Origin of the sequence: Aeromonas sp. MR19 (assembly GCF_963899305.1) — a bacterium.
Classification (GTDB): Bacteria; Pseudomonadota; Gammaproteobacteria; order Enterobacterales; family Aeromonadaceae; genus Aeromonas; species Aeromonas bestiarum.
In genome coordinates, this window is record NZ_CAWQWZ010000021.1 from 263966 (window position 1) to 282891 (window position 18926).

Annotated in this window: 15 protein-coding genes; 2 read left to right on the plus strand and 13 right to left on the minus strand. The window is 62.6% G+C overall.

The features are described from left to right. Window positions 1-10: 10 nt before the first annotated feature. A complete protein-coding gene (mocA, locus tag AACQ95_RS13930) occupies window positions 11-649 on the minus strand; it encodes a molybdenum cofactor cytidylyltransferase (protein ID WP_339357902.1) in 639 nt (212 codons plus the stop codon). Here mocA and yqeC point away from each other — a divergent pair. Both yqeC and yqeB read left to right on the plus strand, forming a co-directional pair. After that, entirely contained in the window at window positions 642-1496 is an 855-nt protein-coding gene (gene yqeC / locus AACQ95_RS13935) for a selenium cofactor biosynthesis protein YqeC (protein WP_241278804.1), read from the plus strand. The genes mocA and yqeC overlap by 8 nt on opposite strands. A gap of 27 nt (window positions 1497-1523) precedes the next feature. Further along, window positions 1524-3116, plus strand: coding sequence for a selenium-dependent molybdenum cofactor biosynthesis protein YqeB (yqeB, locus tag AACQ95_RS13940; RefSeq protein ID WP_241278805.1), 1593 nt, complete (start codon window positions 1524-1526; stop codon window positions 3114-3116). Window positions 3117-3185: 69 nt separating this feature from the next. Here the strand turns inward: yqeB and AACQ95_RS13945 are convergent, their stop codons facing one another. The 12 genes from AACQ95_RS13945 to fadI all read right to left on the minus strand — a co-directional run bounded on the left by AACQ95_RS13945 (window position 3186) and on the right by fadI (window position 18801). Further along, window positions 3186-4109 (minus strand): DMT family transporter, encoded by a 924-nt coding sequence (locus tag AACQ95_RS13945; protein ID WP_241278806.1) that lies wholly within the window; start codon window positions 4107-4109, stop codon window positions 3186-3188. Window positions 4110-4263: 154 nt separating this feature from the next. Beyond that, window positions 4264-5196, minus strand: a complete 933-nt coding sequence (arcC, locus tag AACQ95_RS13950; RefSeq protein ID WP_241278807.1) for a carbamate kinase — start codon at window positions 5194-5196, stop codon at window positions 4264-4266. 95 nt (window positions 5197-5291) lie between these two features. Beyond that, window positions 5292-6716, minus strand: coding sequence for a dihydropyrimidinase (gene hydA / locus AACQ95_RS13955; RefSeq protein WP_241278808.1), 1425 nt, complete (start codon window positions 6714-6716; stop codon window positions 5292-5294). 110 nt (window positions 6717-6826) lie between these two features. Continuing rightward, window positions 6827-8044, minus strand: a complete 1218-nt coding sequence (locus tag AACQ95_RS13960) for a YgeY family selenium metabolism-linked hydrolase (RefSeq protein WP_241278809.1) — start codon at window positions 8042-8044, stop codon at window positions 6827-6829. A 124-nt stretch (window positions 8045-8168) separates the two neighbouring features. After that, on the minus strand, window positions 8169-9368 hold the full coding sequence (gene dpaL, locus AACQ95_RS13965) for a diaminopropionate ammonia-lyase (RefSeq protein WP_241278810.1): 1200 nt from the start codon (window positions 9366-9368) through the stop codon (window positions 8169-8171). Window positions 9369-9493: 125 nt separating this feature from the next. After that, window positions 9494-10681: a knotted carbamoyltransferase YgeW gene (ygeW, locus tag AACQ95_RS13970; protein WP_098984120.1), complete on the minus strand. Its 1188-nt coding sequence runs from the start codon at window positions 10679-10681 to the stop codon at window positions 9494-9496. A gap of 416 nt (window positions 10682-11097) precedes the next feature. After that, on the minus strand, window positions 11098-13062 hold the full coding sequence (locus tag AACQ95_RS13975) for a sigma 54-interacting transcriptional regulator (protein WP_241278811.1): 1965 nt from the start codon (window positions 13060-13062) through the stop codon (window positions 11098-11100). A gap of 215 nt (window positions 13063-13277) precedes the next feature. Then, window positions 13278-14162: an AEC family transporter gene (locus tag AACQ95_RS13980; protein WP_043555611.1), complete on the minus strand. Its 885-nt coding sequence runs from the start codon at window positions 14160-14162 to the stop codon at window positions 13278-13280. 12 nt (window positions 14163-14174) lie between these two features. Continuing rightward, a complete protein-coding gene (locus AACQ95_RS13985) occupies window positions 14175-14732 on the minus strand; it encodes a YaeQ family protein (protein ID WP_103470832.1) in 558 nt (185 codons plus the stop codon). A 193-nt stretch (window positions 14733-14925) separates the two neighbouring features. Continuing rightward, a complete protein-coding gene (locus AACQ95_RS13990; protein WP_005301193.1) occupies window positions 14926-15066 on the minus strand; it encodes a TIGR02808 family protein in 141 nt (46 codons plus the stop codon). 301 nt (window positions 15067-15367) lie between these two features. Continuing rightward, window positions 15368-17491: a fatty acid oxidation complex subunit alpha FadJ gene (fadJ, locus tag AACQ95_RS13995; protein ID WP_241278812.1), complete on the minus strand. Its 2124-nt coding sequence runs from the start codon at window positions 17489-17491 to the stop codon at window positions 15368-15370. Beyond that, window positions 17491-18801 carry an acetyl-CoA C-acyltransferase FadI gene (gene fadI / locus AACQ95_RS14000; RefSeq protein WP_065402336.1) on the minus strand — a complete coding sequence of 437 codons (1311 nt, stop codon included), beginning with the start codon at window positions 18799-18801 and terminating at the stop codon, window positions 17491-17493. Before fadI ends, fadJ begins: the two co-directional genes overlap by 1 nt. Window positions 18802-18926 lie beyond the last annotated feature (125 nt).

Consider the following 18926-nt stretch of genomic DNA (forward strand, 5'->3'; position numbering starts at 1 on the left):
ACAGCCAGGCTCAGCCAGCACCGTCTGCCCGCAACAGCGCCTGATAACGCTCCGGGGTGTCCACATCCAGCAGGATGGCGTCACTTTGCACCTCGACGAAGCGATGGGGATGTGCCATCAGCCAGCGACGGATGGAGCCTTGTACCGGCGCCTCGGCCAGCGCCTTGCCAAGCGATGATGGCAGCAACACCGGGTGCCCTGACTCTCCCTGATAACGGGGGAAAAGTGTGTGGGGGCCCCGTGCCTGCCAGAGCGTCTGGTAGACATCGAGGGGAATGCAGGGCAGATCGCCGTGGGAGATGAAGAGGTAGTCGCTGCTGCTGGCCGCCAATGCCAGCCGGATGGAGCTACCGAGCCCCTGTGCATAATCATGGTTTTCCACCAGCAGGATCTCGGGTCTGTCTGCATAGCGAGCCATCAACTCATCACCGCGATGCCCCACCACCAGAATAATCCGGTCACAGAAAGCGAGGGCATTTTTGAGACTCTCATCAAGAATCGTGCTCTGGCGATACGGTAGCATCAGTTTCCACGCGCCCATTCGCGACGAGAGGCCGGCCGCCGTTATTATGCAGTCGCATCTCGTTCTGGAATGACAGTGCTGTTCACTGCCTGCGCCCTTATTTGAATCGGTCGTTGCCATGCCCATCCCCTCACCTGTCCAGCGTGCCTTTCCCGATATTGAGACACTATTAAACCCGCTCACCGAAAATATAGATAGCCGTACCACCTTAATTAGCCTCTGCGGCGCCGGCGGCAAAACCAGCACCCTGTTCTGGCTGGCGGAATATTTTTATAAACAAGGCAAAAGGGTGCTGATTACCACCAGCACCCGGATGTTTCTGCCAGCCCAGTCACACTATCGGGAATTGATCCTGGAAGCCGATCCCGTCCGCCAGCTCACCCGCTGTCAGCACCTGCCCGATGGCCCCACCCTGGTCGCCCTGTTCAGCCATCTCGATCAGGCCAGCGGCAAGGTAGCGGGCCCCACGCCCCAGCAGATTGATCTCATCAAGGGGCAGCAGCGCTTCGATCTCATCCTGGTGGAGGCGGACGGCGCCCATCACAAGTTATTGAAAGTGCCCGCTTTGCACGAACCTTGCATTCCCCAGAGCAGTGATTGGGTGATCGCCCTGGTGGGCGGCGCCATGGTGGGGGCCAAGGCCGACCCCCAGCAGATCCATCGCTGGGCCGAGCTCCAGTCCCTGTGCGGGATAGAGGCCGGTGAGCCGCTGGATTGGGCGCTATTTGACCGGCTGCTCGCCCACCCCCAGGGGGTGTTCAAGGGCACCCCGGCCAGGGCCCGGCGAGTCTGGTTTATCAATGGCGATTATCAAAATGAGGCGTCATGGCAGCCACAGTTGATAACGCTGCTGGCCCGTCACCCCGAGCTCCACGCCATCTGGCAGGGAGCGGTACGCGAGCCCATCGCCATTCGTCATGTGGTGAGCCAGGCCCCTCTGGATGGCGAACCGGTGGCGTCACCGCGCGCATGACCCGTTAAGGATGAAATGAGGTACCTTATGAATCTTTTTTCACACGCAGCCCGACTGGAACAAGCCAACACCCCGTTCGCGATGGCCCAGATCATCGAGAGCCGCGGCTCCACGCCCCGCCATCAGGCCCAGATGCTGGTGATGGCCGATGGCCAGATCCTCGGCACCATAGGCGGCGGCATGATAGAGCGGCTGGTGATAGAGGAAGCCGTCGCGGCCATTGGTGAGCGCAAGCCGCGCATCTTCCATGGCCGCATGGCCCGCAACGGCGAGCATGCGGTGGGCTCGGATTGCGGCGGCGCCATGTCGGTCTATATCGATGTCTACGGCCTGCGCCCCCGTCTGGTATTGATCGGTGGCGGCCATGTCAACCGGGCACTGGCCCATGCCGCTGCCCCCTTGGGCTTTGATATCCATGTCGGCGACTGTTTTGAAGGGAGTCTCAACCCAGAGCTCTTCCCCGCCGGTACCCATCTCAAGCAGGCCGAGAGCATGAGCGCGGTGATCGAGGCGCTGGCCATAGAGCCCGCCAACTTTGTCATCATAGCCACCAACCACCAGGACAAGGAGGCGCTGGAGCGGCTCATCTCCCGTCCCCTCGCCTACCTGGGGCTGCTCGCCAGCAAGCGCAAGGTACAGACCTTCACCCAGGCCCTGCGCCAGCAAGGCATCAGCCAGGAGCAGTTGCAACGGCTGCACGCCCCCATCGGCTACAACATAGGTGCCGAAACCCCCGAGGAGATCGCCATCAGCATACTCGCCGAGCTGCTGCAGGTGAAAAATGGCAAAGCGGGCGGCCTGATGCAGGACGATGTGCGCCTCAAGCGGGATAGGCTGGTGGTGATGCGCGGCTCCGGCGACATAGCCACCGGCGTCGCGCTGCGGCTCTACAATGCCGGCTTCAAGGTGGTGATGCTGGATCTCGACAAGCCCACGGTGATCCGCCGCACCGTCGCCTTCGCCCAGGGGATGTTTGACGGCGAAACCAGCGTCGAAGGGGTGCGTGCCAAGCGGGTCGACAGCGTCGAGCAGGCATTCGAGCAGCTGGAACTGGGCATAATCCCGCTGCTAGTTGACCCCGACTGCGCCACCCTCGCCGAATTCAAGCCCCGCTATCTGGTGGATGCCATCCTCGCCAAGCAGAACCTCGGCACCCACAGGGAGATGGCCCCCATTACTGTGGCCCTTGGCCCGGGCTTCGAGGCGGGGCGCGACTGTGATGCGGTGATCGAGACCAACCGTGGCCACCATCTGGGACGAGTCATCTATCAGGGCCCCGCCCAGCCCAATACCGGCATTCCCGGGGTGATAGAGGGACACTCGGCCCGCCGGGTGGTGCGCGCCCCCGCCCCTGGAATGATGCAGAGCCTGATCAAGCTCGGCGATCTGGTGCAGGAGGGGGACGTGATCGCCCACGTGGGGGACGCCCCCATCATCGCGCCGCTCTCTGGCATGGTGCGGGGACTGCTCAGCGATGGCATCGAGGTGACGGTCGGCTTCAAGATCGGTGACATAGACCCACGCGGCGAGCGCGCCGACCCCACTACCGTCTCTGACAAGGCCCGGGCGATCGGCGGCGCCGTGCTGGAAGCCATGATGCACCTGGCACAGCGCAGATAAGCCAGCTCGCCAACACAAGGGGCCCGCCATGATGGCGGGCCCTTTTCCATTCTCGTTCCTCTAATCGGCTCAACCCTGCTTGATCCGGGTCTCCCCCGCCACCGACACCACGGAACGCTTGCCCTTGCGGCTTATGACAACAAGCGCCAACACGATAAGGCCGATACCGCTCCCCTCCACCGGCCCCGGGTTTTCGCCAAGCAGCCACCAGGAGAGCAGCACGCCTGTTACCGGCACAGCCAGTGTGCTGAGCCCGGCAATCCCCGCCGGCAATTTTTTCAGCACGAACAGCCAGAGGCTCCAGGCCAGCGCAGTGGCGAAGATGGCGCTGTAGGCGAGCGCACCAAACACATAGGGCTGCCAGTCGATGGACCGCTCCGGCACCAGGGCCGCCACCAGTGCCATCACCAGGGTGGCGTAGATCATCTGCCAGGTGGTGAGGGACATGAGATCCACCCTGGGGTGGCGGGCATACATCCGCTTGGCGATGATGGCACTGATCCCCCAGCAGATGCCGGAGGCAATCCCGAGCAGCGCGCTCTTCATGGAATCCAGATGCAGCTGCCAGGGCTCTATCACCAGCAGCAGGCCGCAGGCCGCCACCCCGACCGCTACATAGTGAAGCCGTCGCATCCGCTCGCCGAGAAAGAGGGCCGCGAAGATCACCACCCAGAACGGCATGGTGTAGCTCAGGATCGCCACCTTGCCCGCCCCGCCGCTGATGAGCGCCCACTGGGCCAGCCCCACCATGCCGCAGGTCTGAAACAGGGCGATGGCCAGGGTATAGCGAAACGGGGTGGGTGTGAGGTATTGGCGGCCGCGCAGGCACTGCACCAGCAGCAACACCAGGGATCCGCACAGGCAGCGCAGGGCGGTGAACTCGAAGGCCCCCGCGTAGAGCATCACCTGTTTCATCACTATCCAGCTGTAACTCCAGATGGCGGTGAGCAGGACCAAGCCCCCCAGCGCCGCCATATTGATCTTTGTACTCATTGCTCTGCCTTGTCGCCTCTACTGCTGGCCAATCTTATGCCAAGGGGAGCCATCTTACGCCTCTCCTTTCGTCCTGCCCATCGTCGGGTGGCGGGTCTGTCGGCTAACACAAAGGGGGCCTTGGCCCCCCTGTTTGCAACCATCAAAGGCGAGGCTATTGGCTGATCAGGGTCCCCGTCTTGCCGGCGATCCCCTCGGCCGCCTTTTCCAGCAAGGTGATCAGGGATTTGCGCCCCGGCAAGGATGTGGCGAACGAGAGCGCCGCCTCCACCTTGGGCAGCATGGAGCCCTTGGCAAACTGCCCCTGGGCGATAAAGCCGTTGGCATCGGCCACGCTCAGGGTATCGAGCCACTGCACATCGGGCTTGCCGAAGTTGATGGCGACCTTCTCCACCGCGGTGAGGATGATCAGCATGTCGGCATCGATCAGCTCCGCCAACTTGGCGCTGGCCCAATCCTTGTCGATCACCGCGCTGGCACCGCGCAGATGATTGCCTTCGCGCAGCACAGGGATGCCGCCACCACCGACCGTGATCACCACCTGACCGGCGGCCAGCATGGCAGAGACTGTCCCCTTCTCTATGATGTCGACGGGTTTGGGGGATGCCACCACCCGGCGATAGCCACGGCCGGCATCCTCTTTGAGACGCTCGCCCCTGGCCATCAACGCCTCGGCCTCCTCCTTGCTAAAGAAGCCACCGATGGGCTTGCTCGGATCTAGGAAGGCGGGATCGTTTTTATCCACCTCAACTTGAGTCACCAGAGTAGCGACCGGCTTGTGAATGCCGCGCGCCAGCAAGGCCTCGCGCAGGGCGTTTTGCAGGTCATAACCGATATAACCCTGGCTCAGGGCGACGCAGACCGACATGGGCAGATGGGGAGCTTTGGGGTCGTGGCGGGCCGCCACCTCGAACGCCTGCTGGATCATCCCCACCTGGGGGCCGTTGCCGTGGGTCACCACCACTTCATGCCCCTGGGCAATCAGGTCGGCTATGGTGCCCGCCGTGCTCTGCACCGCCTTCATCTGCTCGGGCAGGTTGTTGCCAAGGGCATTGCCACCCAGAGCCAGTACGATTCGCTGTTTCATCTTGTTATCTCCAGTGATGAGACAAGCCGGCGCGATACCGGCCCACCTTTCGTTGTTCACATGCTCTTGTTGATTTGCGTGTTTCGAACTGCCTGTCAGCCCGCCACTGCGGAGCAAGGCGAGTGCAGATCCGGCGCCAAGGCCGGATCAAAAGGCGCTCTGGCCAAAAATCGGCCATGGCCCCGTTGCCCGGTGAACTCGCCGTCGCGGGCCACTGTCTCACCGCGGCTCAGGGTCATCCTGATCCGGCCGGGGCAGCGCATCCCCTCGTAGGGGCTGTAGTCGCCGTTGTCGTGCAGCGCGGCGTGGCGGATCCGGGTCTCGCCACGGGGATCCATTAGCACCAGATCGGCGTCAGACCCAAGTTGCAGGTTACCCTTGCGCGGCCAGAGGCCAAAGAGGCGCGCCGGATTGGCGCTGGTAAGCGCCACCAAGCGCGACGGCGAGATGCGCCCACCCAGCACCCCATGGGCAAACAGCAGCAGCATCCGGTTCTCCACACCTGGCAGCCCGTTGGGGCAGCGGCTGAAATCGCCGCCTGACAGGGTCATGCGCTGGGCGTGGGAGAAGTTGCAGTGATCGGTCGCCACCGTATCGATATCGCCGGCAGCGACGCCGACCCACAACTTGTCCTGCTCGCAGCGCCCGCGCAGCGGCGGGCTGAGCAGGTAGTCGACCCCGTTTTCGCGGTAGTAGCAGCTGTCATCGAGCAGCAGATATTGCGGGCAGGTCTCCACCCAGACCGGCTGCCCCTGGCGGCGCGCCAGTTTCAGGTACTCGAGCCCCAGCCCGTTGGAAAGGTGGACGATATAAAGCGGCGCATTGCCCGCCAGCGCCGCCAGATTGATCATCCGGGCCACCGCCTCGGCTTCGCACTCCAGCGGGCGGCTCTGGGGGTGATACCAGGGTTCATGGTGGCCCGCGGCCAGCAGGGCAGCCCGGCGCGCCGCTATGGCGGCGTCGTTCTCGGGATGGACTGTGGCGAGCGCCCCCACCTCTTTGAGGCGAGCCAGGGCGCGCAGCACGTCATGGTCCCCCAGCTTGTACTGGTAGGTGAGATAGAGCTTGAAGCTGCTGATCCCCTCCTCCTGCACCATGGCGGCCATCTCGTGGAGGATGGCGTCATCCACATGCTGGATCACGCCGTGAAAGCTGTAATCGATCACGGCCTGATCGGCGGCGTAATCGTGATAACGGGCCAGCTGGTGATTCAGCTTGCACCCCGCCGGGCCAAAACCCATGTGATCGACAATGGTGGTGGTGCCACCACAGGCGGCGGCACGGGTACCGCTGAAAAAGTCATCGCAACTGCGGGCAATCCCGACATCTATGTTGAAGTGGGTGTGGACGTCGATGCCGCCCGGCATCACGTAGCAGCCGCTGGCATCGAGCACCTCGGTCTCGCCATCGGGCTGGATATCGGCGGCGCGCTCACGGATCACCCCGTTTTCGATCAGCAGATCCTGACGATATTCCCCTTGTGCATCTACCAGGGTGCCGTTTTTCACAAGCCGTTTCATCCCCACCACCTCGAATATCGCATCGCTTCAAACAGCAAGGCCCCGCCTCAATGGAGACGGGGCACTTGCAACAGAGGGGCGGCGACAGCGCTCGCCGCCCGGCAGACCCCTCATTCGTCCAGCTCGGCCAGATAGAGCATGGGGATCACGGCGTACATGGCGGCGCACTTGACCAGATGCTCCTTCCAGGTCTTCTCGTTCGGCGCGTGGGCTTCCGGCTCCTTGCCCGGGCCAAAACCGATAACAGGAATACCGTGGCGACCCATGATGGAGACGCCGTTGGTGGAGAAGGTCCACTTGTCGACCACAGGCGCCTTGTTGAACAGCTGGGTGTAAGCCTTGGAGAGAGTCCGGACCGTGATGTGATCCTCTTCCACCTTCCAGGTCGGGAAGTAGCACTCGGTCGGGTAGACCAGCCCTGTGTAGGCCGGGCGGTCGTACTGGTACATGGAGACCTCGGCCCCGGCGGCTTGTACCGCAGGCAGGGCACGGATCTCGTCCAGCGCACCTTGCCAGCTCTCGCCCCAGGTGAGGCGGCGGTCGATGGAGACGGCGCAGCTGTCCGCCACGGCGCAGCGGCTCGGCGAAGTGAAGAAGATCTCGGAGACGGTCAGGGTGCCCTTGCCGAGGAAGTCGTCATGGCCGAGGTTGTGACTGAGCTCCTGCAATTCGCCGAGGATAGGGCCCATCTTGAAGATGGCGTTGTCACCGCGCTCCGGCGCCGAGCCGTGGCAGCTCACCCCCTGCACCTCGACGCGGATCTCCATGCGGCCGCGGTGGCCCCGGTAGATCTGGCAGTCGGTCGGCTCGGTACTGACCACGAATTCGGGGCGGATCTTGCTCTGCTCTATGATGTACTGCCAGCAGAGGCCGTCGCAGTCCTCCTCCTGCACTGTGCCTGTCACCAGCAGGGTATATTGATCTTCCAGCCCCATCTCCTTGATGATCTTGCCGGCATAGACCATGGAGGCCATGCCCCCTTCCTGATCGGAGGCGCCGCGGCCGCCGACTACCTCGTGATCCTCCATCCCTTCATAGGGATCGAAGGTCCAGTTGGCGCGGTTGCCGACCCCGACGGTATCTATGTGGGCATCCATGGCGATCAGATGCGGGCCCTGGCCGATATAGCCGAGAATGTTGCCCATGGGATCGATTTCGACCCTGTCGAAGCCGACCTTCTCCATCTCCTGCTTGATGCGCAGCACCACCCGCTTCTCGTCACAGCTTTCGCTCGGGATGGCTATCATGTCGCGCAGGAACTGACTCATCTCGGCCTTGTACTGGTGGGCCTTCTCCAACACCATTTCAAACGGAATCTGCTTGCTCATTGTGATTTCTCCAAACATTCGAGAGTGTGCTGCCTGTTCGTCGGCAGCGCCCTGACCCCTTCACCGCGTCCCGTTGGCGAGGCGCGATCTGTTCTTTAATTCGCAGTTCTTCAATTCGTGTTTCTTACTCGCAGGCGGGATGCTTGCCTTCCCACACCACTTCCCGGTAGTGGGCCACGTCGGTGTCCCCTTCGGTGTTGATCAGCAGCACCACAGAGTTGCGGTCCAGCCCGAGACGGGTCATCAGCGCCGCGCGATCCGGGTGGTGGCGCACCGCCGCCAGCACGCCGGTGCCGACCGAACCGGATTCGCCGGAGATGATGCGGGGATCGTCGCCAAGGGGGTTGCCGAGCACCCGCATGCCGAGCGCCGATACCTTGTCGTGACAGGAGATGAACTGGGTGGTGCAGCCGCGCAGCACGGGCCAGCCGAGGGGGTTGGGTTCGCCGCAGGCGAGACCGGCCATGATGGTGCGCATGTCGCCCCCCACGTTGACCATCTCCCCCGCCACGCCGGAGCGGTAGATGCAGTCGGCCTGATCCGGCTCGACCACGATACTGTGCAGGTTTTTCGCCCCGAAGCAGTCCACCAGATAGCCGAGCACGCCGCCCGCCAGCGCCCCGACCCCGGCCTGCAGCAGCACGTGGGTGGGCTGCTGGATGCCCATGGCCTGCATCTGCTCGACCGCTTCGTCGGCCAGGGTGGCGTAGCCCTGCATGATCCAGGTCGGGATCTGGGTGTAGCCCTCCCAGGCAGTGTCCTGGACTATGTGCCAGCCGCGCTCCTCGGCCATCTTCATGGTCAGGCGCACTGTGTCGTCGTAGTTCATGTCGGTGACGATGCACTCGGCCCCCAGCGCCAGAATGTGCTCCACCCGCTCCTGGGCCGAGCCCTTGGGCATGTAGACCACAGCATGCTGACCCACCTGCTTGGCGGCCCAGGCGACGCCGCGCCCGTGGTTGCCATCCGTGGTGGTGGCGAAGGTCATCGGCTCCTTGATGGTGCGCTTGATGAGATCGAAGGTGAAATCCTCCACCGCCACCCCGTATTTTTCGCAGAGCAAATTGGCGATGGCGTAGACGCCCCCCAGCATCTTGAAGGCGTTGAGGCCAAAGCGCTTGGACTCGTCCTTGACCAATATTTTTTTCACCCCGACATAGGCGGCCAGCGCGTTCAGATCGCACAGGGGGGTGGGTTCATAACCGGCCAGTTTCTTGTGAAAGGCGCGGGCCTTTTGCGCCTCTGCCCGGGAAAACAGAGACAGGGATTCACCGGTAAAGAAACGGTTATCGGCAATATCCATCTTCAGGGAGAATTGGGACATGAATACCTCACAGAGAGTCATCTCGCCGGGGATCATTGATTAAAAAGCGCCCAGGAGAGAGAACCCGTGATAATGATTGCGCCATGATGGCCGGGCGGGGAAATATTCCCGGCCCGGCCCAACCATTATTTGACGCGTTTTTGCGCCTCTTTGATTAATCCCTCGAGCGCAGCGCCCGGCGCCGAGAATTTACGGGCAACTATCATGGCGGCGATAATATAGGGCTTCCAGCTCGCCTCTTTATAAGTGGCGATGCGGTATTTCTCGAATACCCCTTCGCTCACCTCGCCCGCCTGACAGGAGACGCCGGTAATATCGGCGGGCAGGCAGTGCATATAGAGCGCCTCACCCCCCTTGGTGAGGGCCATCATCTCTTCGGTGCAGTGCCAATCCTGATGCTTGGCGTTTTGCGCCAGGCACTGCTTCTCCAGCTCCTTGAGGCCGGCGTGATCGTTGGCCCGCAGCAGCTCGGTGCGCTGCTCCATCACCTGGTAGGGAGCCCAGGACTTGGGATAGACGATGTCGGCATCCTTGAACGCCTCCTCCATGGAGGTGACCTGACGAAAGCTGCCCCCGGAGGCCTTGGCGTTCTCATGGGCCACCGCGATCACGTCCGGGATCAGGTCATACCCTTCGGGGTGGGCCAGGGTCACCTCCATGCCGAAGCGGGTCATCAGCCCTATGATGCCCTGGGGCACGGAGAGCGGCTTGCCGTAGCTCGGGGAGTAAGCCCAGGTCATGGCAATCTTCTTGCCCTTGAGGCTTTCCAGGCTGCCGAAGTGTTCCTGCAGCCAGGCGAGATCAGCCATGGACTGGGTCGGGTGATCAATGTCGCACTGCAGGTTGACCAGGGCCGGGCGCTGGGGCAGCACCCCCTTCTCGAACCCTTCGTCCAGTGCCGCGCCCACTTCACGCATGTAGGCGTTGCCCGCCCCCAGATACATGTCGTCGCGAATGCCGATGGCATCGGCGCAAAAGGAGATCATGTTGGCGGTTTCACGCACCGTCTCGCCGTGGGCAATCTGGGATTTGCCCTCGTCCAGATCCTGCTGGGTGAGGCCGAGCAGGTTGAGAGCGGAGGCATAGGAGAAACGGGTGCGGGTGGAGTTGTCACGAAACACCGAGATGCCAAGACCGGTATTGAACAGCCTGGTGGCTATGTTCTCGGCCCGCAGTCCCTTGAGGGCCTCGGCCAGCTTGAGGACCAGCGCCAGCTCCTGGGGGGTCTGCTCCCAGGTCAGCAGGAAGTCCTTTTCATGCAGGTTGGATTTGAGCTCATTGATCTCTTTGATTAACTGGTTCACTGCTTTCATCGTTAGCCCCAATCTGTTGATGAGATATGGATTGCTCCCCTTCCACTCACAAGGTCACCGAAAATAGGGCCATTGGGTGAGTTCATCGGTCAGCGTCAAACAAGAGCAATCAATAAGCGTGCCAATGCGCTATTTAAGGGGGAATAACGAGAAACAGGAAAATAGATGTGAGCCAGCGCACATGACAACGCCATTCAGGCATATGGCGTGGCACTTTCACGATAAATGCCGGCACGCCAAAGCCGTATTTAAAATAGTGCCAAGATGCGCACTGATAATTATCACCCTGGCTATCAGATGCGGGCCGTTAATTGATAGGCGATGCGAGGGAATTATCATAATGATAATGGCCTTGCCCCAGGCGCAGCCATTATCTGCGAGCAGGTCGCCGCTTGCGACCAGCGGCGGTGTGAGGATCAGGCCTGCACGGCGATCTCGTACTTCTTTATCTTGCGATAGAGGGTCGCAATCCCAATCCCCAACGCTTGGGCGGCCAGCTTCTTGTTGCCAAGACGCTGCAAGGTTTCCTCTATCACCTGCTTCTCCATGCTCTCCAGCCCGTTTTCCCCGAGGGGCAGCTCCAGGCTTCGCTCGGCCTGGCCTGCTCCCCGCGCCGCTGCGTGGCCTTGCAGGCTCCCCTCTCCCGGCAGAGGCCAGGGAACCCCGGCCGCACCCTGCGTACCAGGTGCAGGGCTGACAGCTGCATTATGGCCAAAGGAGGGATCGGAGACCGCTGCATTGGCGTAGGGCTCGGGCGCGAGCGGCGCCCGCGCTATGTGCGCCGCGCTGCCAGGTTGCTCGTCCGCCGCGCCGCGCTGGTTGCGCAGGATATTGGGGGGCAACAGTATGCTCTCGATCACCTCCCCCGCCTGCACCACGTTGACCAGGTATTCGATGAGGTTGCTGAGTTCGCGCACGTTGCCGGGCCAGCGATACCCCTCGAGCAGGCCCATCACCTCAGGGCTCAGTCCCGGATAGATGAGGCCGATGCGGCTGGTGTGCAGGTTGAGGAAGTAGTGGGTCAGCAGCGCCACGTCCCCTTCCCGCTCGCGCAGCGGCGGCAGGTGGATGGGGATGACGTTGAGGCGATAGAAGAGGTCTTCGCGAAACTTGCCCTCGGCAATGTACTGCTCCAGATGCTGGTGGGTCGCGGCTATGATGCGAATGTCCACCGGCACGGGCCGGCTGGCACCTATGGGCGTCACCTCCCGCAGCTCCAGCACCCGCAGCAGCTTGGCCTGCATGGTGAGCGGCATGTCTCCTATCTCGTCGAGAAACAGGGTGCCCTGATGGGCGGCCTGGATCAGCCCCTGCTTGCCGCCGCTGGAGGCGCCGGTGAAGGCCCCCTTCACGTAGCCAAACAGCTCGCTCTCCAGCAACTGCTCCGGAATGGCGGCGCAGTTGATGGCGATGAAGGGCTTGTCATGACGCGGGCTGAGGCGGTGAATGGCGCGGGCCACCACCTCCTTGCCGGTGCCGCTCTCGCCGCAGACCAGCACGCTGGAAGGGCTCAGGGCGATGCGATGGAGCAGTTTTTTCAGCGCCCGCATCGGCTTGCTTTCGCCGATCAGCAGCGCCATGCCCTCGTCCGGCTCCAGCGGCTGACTCAGGGCTGAGTGGGACTGGTGAAACGCCATCAGAAACAGCTGCTGGCCCTGCACGTGGTGCAGCTGGCCTATGATGAGCTCCTGACGATCCGCCAGTGTGATGATGTGCTGCATGTGCCCGGTCAGCCCCTGCTGGGCGAAGGTGAGCGGACGCACGCCAATCTCGCGCCCCAGCAACTGCTCCTGCTGGCAGTTGAGCTGCTTGAGCGCCACCTCGTTGGCATAGCGCACCTGGCTCTTCTCGTCGAGCAGCAGGCAGCCCTGATCCATGTGGCTCATCAGGTTCAGGAACACCTTGTTGACCCCGTCCGACAAGCCGCGGGAATCGAGCAGCTTGGCCACGAAGATGCTGGAGATGTGCTGCACATAGTCGCACACCTCCTGCAGATTGTTGTTGAGGCGCGCCTGCTGCTCGGCGTTGAAGGCCACCAGGCTGATGACCCCGATGCAGGTCTCCTCCACCATGATGGGCACCCCGAGGAAGGCGCGTTCCCGGCAGCTCTCCTTGCAGCTGCACCCCTCACAGACAGGATCCTCGCTGGTGTGGGTGACTATCTTCTCGCTCTGGTGTTCGATCACGTAGCGCAACAGGCGGGAGTCTCCCTCCAGCTGGCGGCCGAAAAACTTGCCGTAAGGCCCGGTTCCCGCCACCCGCACCATGTTGGCGTCGACGATTTCCACTTCCAGTTGCAGCACGCTGGCCAGCATCTTGGCAAAGCGCAAGATGGTGGGCTGGATCTGCATCAACAAACATTGGTTACTGACGGACATCATGTTGTTAATCCCTTGGCTCCCACCCTGGGTGGGATTCATGCTGGCCAGATACTATGCCAATTCGACGGCAGCGACTTCGCCGAGGATCACGAAAAGGGAACTTGCACCCACTCCGCTGCCGGGAGTGGGTGCTGGCGCAGCCTGGGGAAGATAAGCGCGAAGGAGCAAGCCGTGGACGCCAGCAGGCGTCCACGAAAACTGCGGAAAAAACCGGCTCAGCCGTTGATGTGCAGGGCCAGCCAGACCGCCAGCGGGATCACCACGACCGAGAGCGCATTGCCGCCGAGCACGATACTGGCCACCTTCTCGGGCTGGCACTGGTACTGCTCGCACAGCATGTAGTTGAGCACCGCCGGGGGCAGCGCTACCGACAGCATCAAGAGCGGGATCCAGGCCGGCTGCAGCGGCAGCAGCCAGACCGCGAGTCCAAGGGAGATCCCGCCCGCCAGCAGGTAGAGCAGGTTGCACTTGAGGGCGAGCCCCAGGTGATCCAGCTCCCCTTCCATCAGGCGGATGCCGAGGGCAAACAGCATCAAGGGCACCGAGATCTGGCCGAGCAGGGAGGCGCTGGTCACCAGGTATTCCGGCAGCGCAATGTGCAGGTTGGCCACCAGCAAGCCGGCAAAGGCGGCCCACAGCACAGGGCTGCGCAGCCAGAGCCAGCGGGAGGTGTTGGCCGAGAGGATGAACATGCCCACCGAGAAGTGGAGCAGGTTGGAGAGCACGAACAGTATGACGATGGCGCCCAGCTGCTGCTCGCCAAAGGCCAGCACCATCAGCGGAATGCCGAGGTTGCCCGTGTTGCGAAACATGGCGGGCAGGATCAAGGCCGGTCTGCTGATGCTTTTCAGTCTGAGCAGGGAGAGCAGCAGACCCGGCAACAGGATCACCAGGGCCCCCGCCGCGATGAGCGGCAAATGGGCCATCAGCGCCAGCGGATATTTGACCAGCGCCGAGAACACCAGCGCCGGGGTAAACAGCTCGATATTGGCCCGGTTGACATAGCCCAGCGCCCCGCCCGGTCGCAGCCGGCCATAGAGGGCACCCAGGCCCACCACGGCAAACACCGGGATGACGATATTGAGCAGTGCGCTGAACATGGGCGAGCCTCTTTACAGTTCGCGGGCGGCTGGCCCCATCAGCAAGACGGGATCCAGCGTCACTTCCAGCGTGCCGTTGCTGACCCAGAGCTGACCGTCGGAGATGGTGCAGGTGAGGTGCATGGTGCGCGCCACCATGGCGGTCAGCGGCAGGGTCTGGCTGTCGGAGAGCTCGATCACCGTGAGGTTGTCGTGCTGGCTGAGCTTGCCCTGATTCTGCTTCCACCAGACGTTGGTACCACGGCCACCGTAGAGGTAGAGCACCACATGGCGGGAGCGGTTGCACGCCTTCTTCAGACGACGCTCGTCGGGCTGGCCCAGCTCGATCCAGAGCTCGATTTCATCGGAATAGTTCTTGCGCCACAGCTCGGGCTCGTCGTCGGCAGAGAGCCCCTTGGTGAACTCCAGCCGCTCGGCGGCGTGCCAGGCGAAGGCTGCCAGCCGGATCATCATGCGCTCATCGGTCTCGGAAGGGTGACGAGCCAGGGTCAGTGAGACGTCCTGATATTGGTGGCGGTCCATGTCGGACAGGCTGAGTTGAGCCTTGAATACGGTTGCCTTGAGAGCCATAGAAACCTTGAATACCTTGAGTGGTCAATCCGGGGTGGAAAAACTGCGCGCCAGTGTAATCAAAATCGGCGATCGGTTCGACCACCTTGGCCAAACATTTGCCCTGAGCGGCGCGGATAAGTGCCGAAAAAGGCTCAAAAAACAAATGCCAGTCCGAAGACTGGCATTTGGCGGTATGAACGAAAGAAGCGGATCACTTCTCGGCGGACTTGACCCCGAAGGCATTGAGCAGCAAGCAGCAGGTCACTGCCACCGCCACAAACCCGCTCAGGAAGATAAAGGGCATGGCCCCGTATCCCAATACAGTCCAGATGGTTTGTTCAAGCAGACTCATTATGTGTCCTTCATCCAGTGAAATGGGTGTCCCTTTCGTGACGGGGTTATCCCCCCGTTCCTGATGATGCTATTTGACCCCAACCAGCGCCTGAGTCCTATGCCACCAAAGTAATAAATAGGGGGCTACTTTGCGCTGGATCAACAATTTGGCCCTTGGCCAGGACAAATATGGACGCAATTCAGCCAGTTGTCAGCCGACTGTGCCTGCCGCCCACGGCATGGATCGCGCAAAACGAAGGAGGCGACCCTGGGGTCGCCTCCTTGACATCAGCCCTGCCGTCACCGGCAAGGTGCGATGCTTAGTAGAAGCTCAGCTGCTCCGCCGCCATCGCCTTGAGGCGCTCACAGGGTGCAAAGCGGTCACCGTAGCGTTTCTGGTAGTGCTCGAGGCGCCCCACCAGATGTTCTATGCCGAGGCTGTCCATGTAGCGGAAGGGGCCGCCGAGGAAGGGCGGGAAGCCGATGCCGAAGATGGCGCCTATGTCGCCGTCACGGGCCGAGGCCACCACGCCGCTGTCCAGCGCCATGGCCGCTTCGTTGAGCATCATCAGCACGCAGCGTTCGGCAATCTCCATCCGGGATTGCTTGGGCACAGGCTTGACGCCCAGCACGGCGTAGACACTTTCGTCCACCTTCTTCTTGCCTTTGGCCGCCTTGCCATAGAGGTAGAAGCCCTTGCCGTTCTTGCGCCCCTTGCGATCGTTTTGCAGCAGCTTGTCAAACGCCGCCGGCGCCTGGAAGCGCTCGCCACCCAGCTCTTTCTCCAGGATGGGCGAGATCTTGGCGCCCACGTCTATCCCCACCTCGTCGAGCAGGGTGATGGGACCGACCGGGAAGCCGAAATCGAGCAGAGCGCCGTCCAGCACCTCCACCGGCTCCCCTTCCAGCACCAGCCGTGCCGCCTCGTTCATGTAGGGCGCCAGGATGCGATTGACGTAGAAACCGGCCTCGTCTTTCACCACGATCGGGGTCTTGCCCTGGGCACGGGCAAACGCCAGCGTGGTGGCCACCGTCTCGGGGCTGGTGCCGGCGTGGGGAATGATCTCGGCCAGCGGCATCTTATCCACCGGGCTGAAGTAGTGCAGCCCCACGATCCGCTCTGGGTGCGCCGCCCCGGCCGCTATCTGGTGGATGGGCAGGGAGGAGGTGTTGGAGGCAAACACTGTGTGCTCACCGCACTCGCGCTCCACCTCCTTCACCATCTGATGCTTGAGGGCGAGATCTTCAAACACCGCCTCCACCACCATGTCCACCCGGTGGAAACCCGAATAGTCCAGCGTGCCTGACAGCAGGCTCATCTGCTTCTCCAGCTCGCTGCGCAGGATGTGGCGACGCTTGAGCTTCTTGGCCAGGATCTCGTAGCTGTAGCGCATGGCATTGCCGATGCCGGCACTCGCCACGTCCTTGATCCGCACCGGCACCCCCGCCTTGGTGGCGGTGACGAAGGCGATGCCGCCCCCCATCAGGCCCCCGCCCAGCACGGCGGCGTGGGTGACCTTGCGCGGTTCGGCCCCCTGATAGGTGACCTCCTTCTTCATCTCTGTGGTGGCGAAGAAAATGGAGCGCAGGGCGGCGGATTCCGCCGTCATCACCAGCTCGCCAAAGTGGCGGGACTCGGCTGCGAGGCCGGCCTGCATGCCCTCTTCCACCCCGATGCGTACCACCTCGAGGATCCGCTCCGGCGCCGGGTAGTTGCCGCGGGTCTTGGCTTTGACCCCCTTGCGGGCCTGGTCGAACAGCACCTTGCGGCCCAGCGCATTGGTCTCCAGCAGCTTGCCCTGCAGATCCCGCTTCAGCTCGTGGCGGGGTTTGCCCTTCTTGGCCAGCTTGATGGCTGCTTCCAGCAGAATGGAGGGCGGCACCACATCGTCCACCAGCCCCAGTTTTTTGGCCTGTTTGGCCCGCACCTGCTTGCCGGTCAGCATCAGATCCAGCGCCTTGGCCACCCCGATGAGACGCGGCAGCCGCTGGGTCCCGCCGGAGCCCGGCAGCAAACCCAGTTGTACTTCCGGCAGCCCCAGCACGGTTTTGCCGTGATCTGTCACCACCCGGCCATGACAGGCCAGCGCCAGCTCCAGCCCGCCGCCGAGGCAGGGGCCGTGAATGGCGGCGATCACCGGGATGGCCAACGACTCGATCTCGGCAAAAATCACCTGCCCTTCCCGCGACAGCGTCTGGGCATCCTGGGCACTGGTGCAGGCCGCCAGCATGCTGATGTCGGCACCTGCGATGAAGGAGTCCTTCTTGCCGGAGGCCACCACCAGACCGATCAGTTCCTTGTTGGCCTTCACCTCGGCCAGCACGGTGCGGATCTCGTCCACGAAGGCGGCCTTCAGGGTATTCATGCTCTCGCCCGGCACATCCATGGTGAGGATACCGATGCCATCCTGGCGCACCGCCAGGGAAAAAGTCTTCTCGCTCATCACTCTACCTCCAACACCATGGCCACACCGAGCCCACCCGCCGCACAGGCGGTGTTAAGCCCCAATCCCCCACCCCGACGACGCAGCTCGTGCAGCGTCTGGGTGATCATGCGCGCACCGGTTGCGGCAAAGGGATGGCCATAGGCCAGGGAGCCACCGAGCACGTTGAACTTGTCCATGTCCACCTCGCCGATGGCCTGATCCCGACCCAATTTGCTCCGGGCAAACTCCAGGCTTGAAAACATCTTGAGGTTGGCCAGGGTCTGGGCGGCAAAGGCCTCGTGCATGTCGATCAGGGTCAGATCGGCCAGGGTGATGCCGGCGCGGTCCAGCGCCAGCGGCGTGGCATAGGAGGGGCCCATCAGCATGTCCTGCCAGACATCGATGGCAGAGAAGGCGAAGCTGCGGATATAGCCAAGCGGCTCGAGCCCCAGCTCTTTGGCCCGCCCTTCGCGCATCAGCAACACGGCGGCGGCGCCGTCGGTGAGCGGGGTGGCGTTGGCGGCGGTGACAGTGCCATGCACCCGGTCAAACACGGGTTTGAGCTTGGCGTAGCTCGCCAGATCGGACGCTTCGCGGATGTTGTTGTCCCGCTCCAGCGGCGACTTGTAGGGGGGCACGTGGGCGGTGAACACCTCGCCGCTCAGCTTGCCATCGGCCCAGGCTTGCGCCGCCAGGCTGTGGGAGCGGTGAGCCAGCGCGTCTTGCGCCTCGCGGCTGATCTGGTGGCTCTTGGCCATCTGCTCGGCGGTCTGCCCCATGGAGAGACCGGTGGAATACTCGGCCACGGCGGGCGGCACCGGCATCAGATCCTTGATCCTCAATGCCCGCAGAATATTGAAACGCTGCTGCAGGTTGCGAGCCTTGTTGAGATCCACCAGGGCGCGGGCCAGCGTCTTGCTGACGCCGATGGGCAGCACTGAGGAGGAATCGGCCCCGCCGGCGATGGCGATGTCGACCGTGCCGGCCATGATGGATTCGGTGACGTTGGCCACCGCCTGGAAACTGGTGGCGCAGGCGCGCGACACGCTATAGGCATCCGTGGTGACGCTCATGCCGGTGCCGAGCACGATTTCACGGGCTATGTTGGGCGCTTCCGGCATCTGTACCACCTGGCCGAACACCAGCTGGTCGATGAGTGCGGGATCGAGATCGGTACGGGCGAGCAGTTCACTCACCACCAGCTTGCCGAGATCCACTGCGGGCACGCCGTGAAAGGCGGTGGCCTGCTTGGCAAAGGGGGTACGCAGACCCGCCACGACGGCAATCCGTTCGCCCTGGCGAGTCGTCAGTTTCAATGGCTGTTTCATCCTGGCTCCTTGGGTTAAAAGGCAGAGGTCTGACCTCATTGGGCCACATCTTAACAATCCACTCACAAATTTCATACGGCTGATTGAAACTAAATTGCCCCCATCTTTGCCCCCTCCCTCGCCCT

Excerpts from the sequence above, each read along its gene's own strand:
- arcC (WP_241278807.1), bottom strand. The coding sequence starts at position 5,196 with ATGAAACAGCGAATCGTACTGGCTCTGGGTGGCAATGCCCTTGGCAAC.
- fadJ (WP_241278812.1), bottom strand. The coding sequence starts at position 17,491 with ATGAGCGAGAAGACTTTTTCCCTGGCGGTGCGCCAGGATGGCATCGGT.
- AACQ95_RS13960 (WP_241278809.1), bottom strand. The coding sequence starts at position 8,044 with ATGAGCAAGCAGATTCCGTTTGAAATGGTGTTGGAGAAGGCCCACCAG.
- ygeW (WP_098984120.1), bottom strand. The coding sequence starts at position 10,681 with ATGAAAGCAGTGAACCAGTTAATCAAAGAGATCAATGAGCTCAAATCC.
- AACQ95_RS13985 (WP_103470832.1), bottom strand. The coding sequence starts at position 14,732 with ATGGCTCTCAAGGCAACCGTATTCAAGGCTCAACTCAGCCTGTCCGAC.
- dpaL (WP_241278810.1), bottom strand. The coding sequence starts at position 9,368 with ATGTCCCAATTCTCCCTGAAGATGGATATTGCCGATAACCGTTTCTTT.
- hydA (WP_241278808.1), bottom strand. The coding sequence starts at position 6,716 with ATGAAACGGCTTGTGAAAAACGGCACCCTGGTAGATGCACAAGGGGAA.
- yqeB (WP_241278805.1), top strand. The coding sequence starts at position 1,524 with ATGAATCTTTTTTCACACGCAGCCCGACTGGAACAAGCCAACACCCCG.
- mocA (WP_339357902.1), bottom strand. The coding sequence starts at position 649 with ATGGGCATGGCAACGACCGATTCAAATAAGGGCGCAGGCAGTGAACAG.
- fadI (WP_065402336.1), bottom strand. The coding sequence starts at position 18,801 with ATGAAACAGCCATTGAAACTGACGACTCGCCAGGGCGAACGGATTGCC.
- AACQ95_RS13990 (WP_005301193.1), bottom strand. The coding sequence starts at position 15,066 with ATGAGTCTGCTTGAACAAACCATCTGGACTGTATTGGGATACGGGGCC.
- AACQ95_RS13980 (WP_043555611.1), bottom strand. The coding sequence starts at position 14,162 with ATGTTCAGCGCACTGCTCAATATCGTCATCCCGGTGTTTGCCGTGGTG.
- AACQ95_RS13945 (WP_241278806.1), bottom strand. The coding sequence starts at position 4,109 with ATGAGTACAAAGATCAATATGGCGGCGCTGGGGGGCTTGGTCCTGCTC.
- yqeC (WP_241278804.1), top strand. The coding sequence starts at position 642 with ATGCCCATCCCCTCACCTGTCCAGCGTGCCTTTCCCGATATTGAGACA.
- AACQ95_RS13975 (WP_241278811.1), bottom strand. The coding sequence starts at position 13,062 with ATGATGTCCGTCAGTAACCAATGTTTGTTGATGCAGATCCAGCCCACC.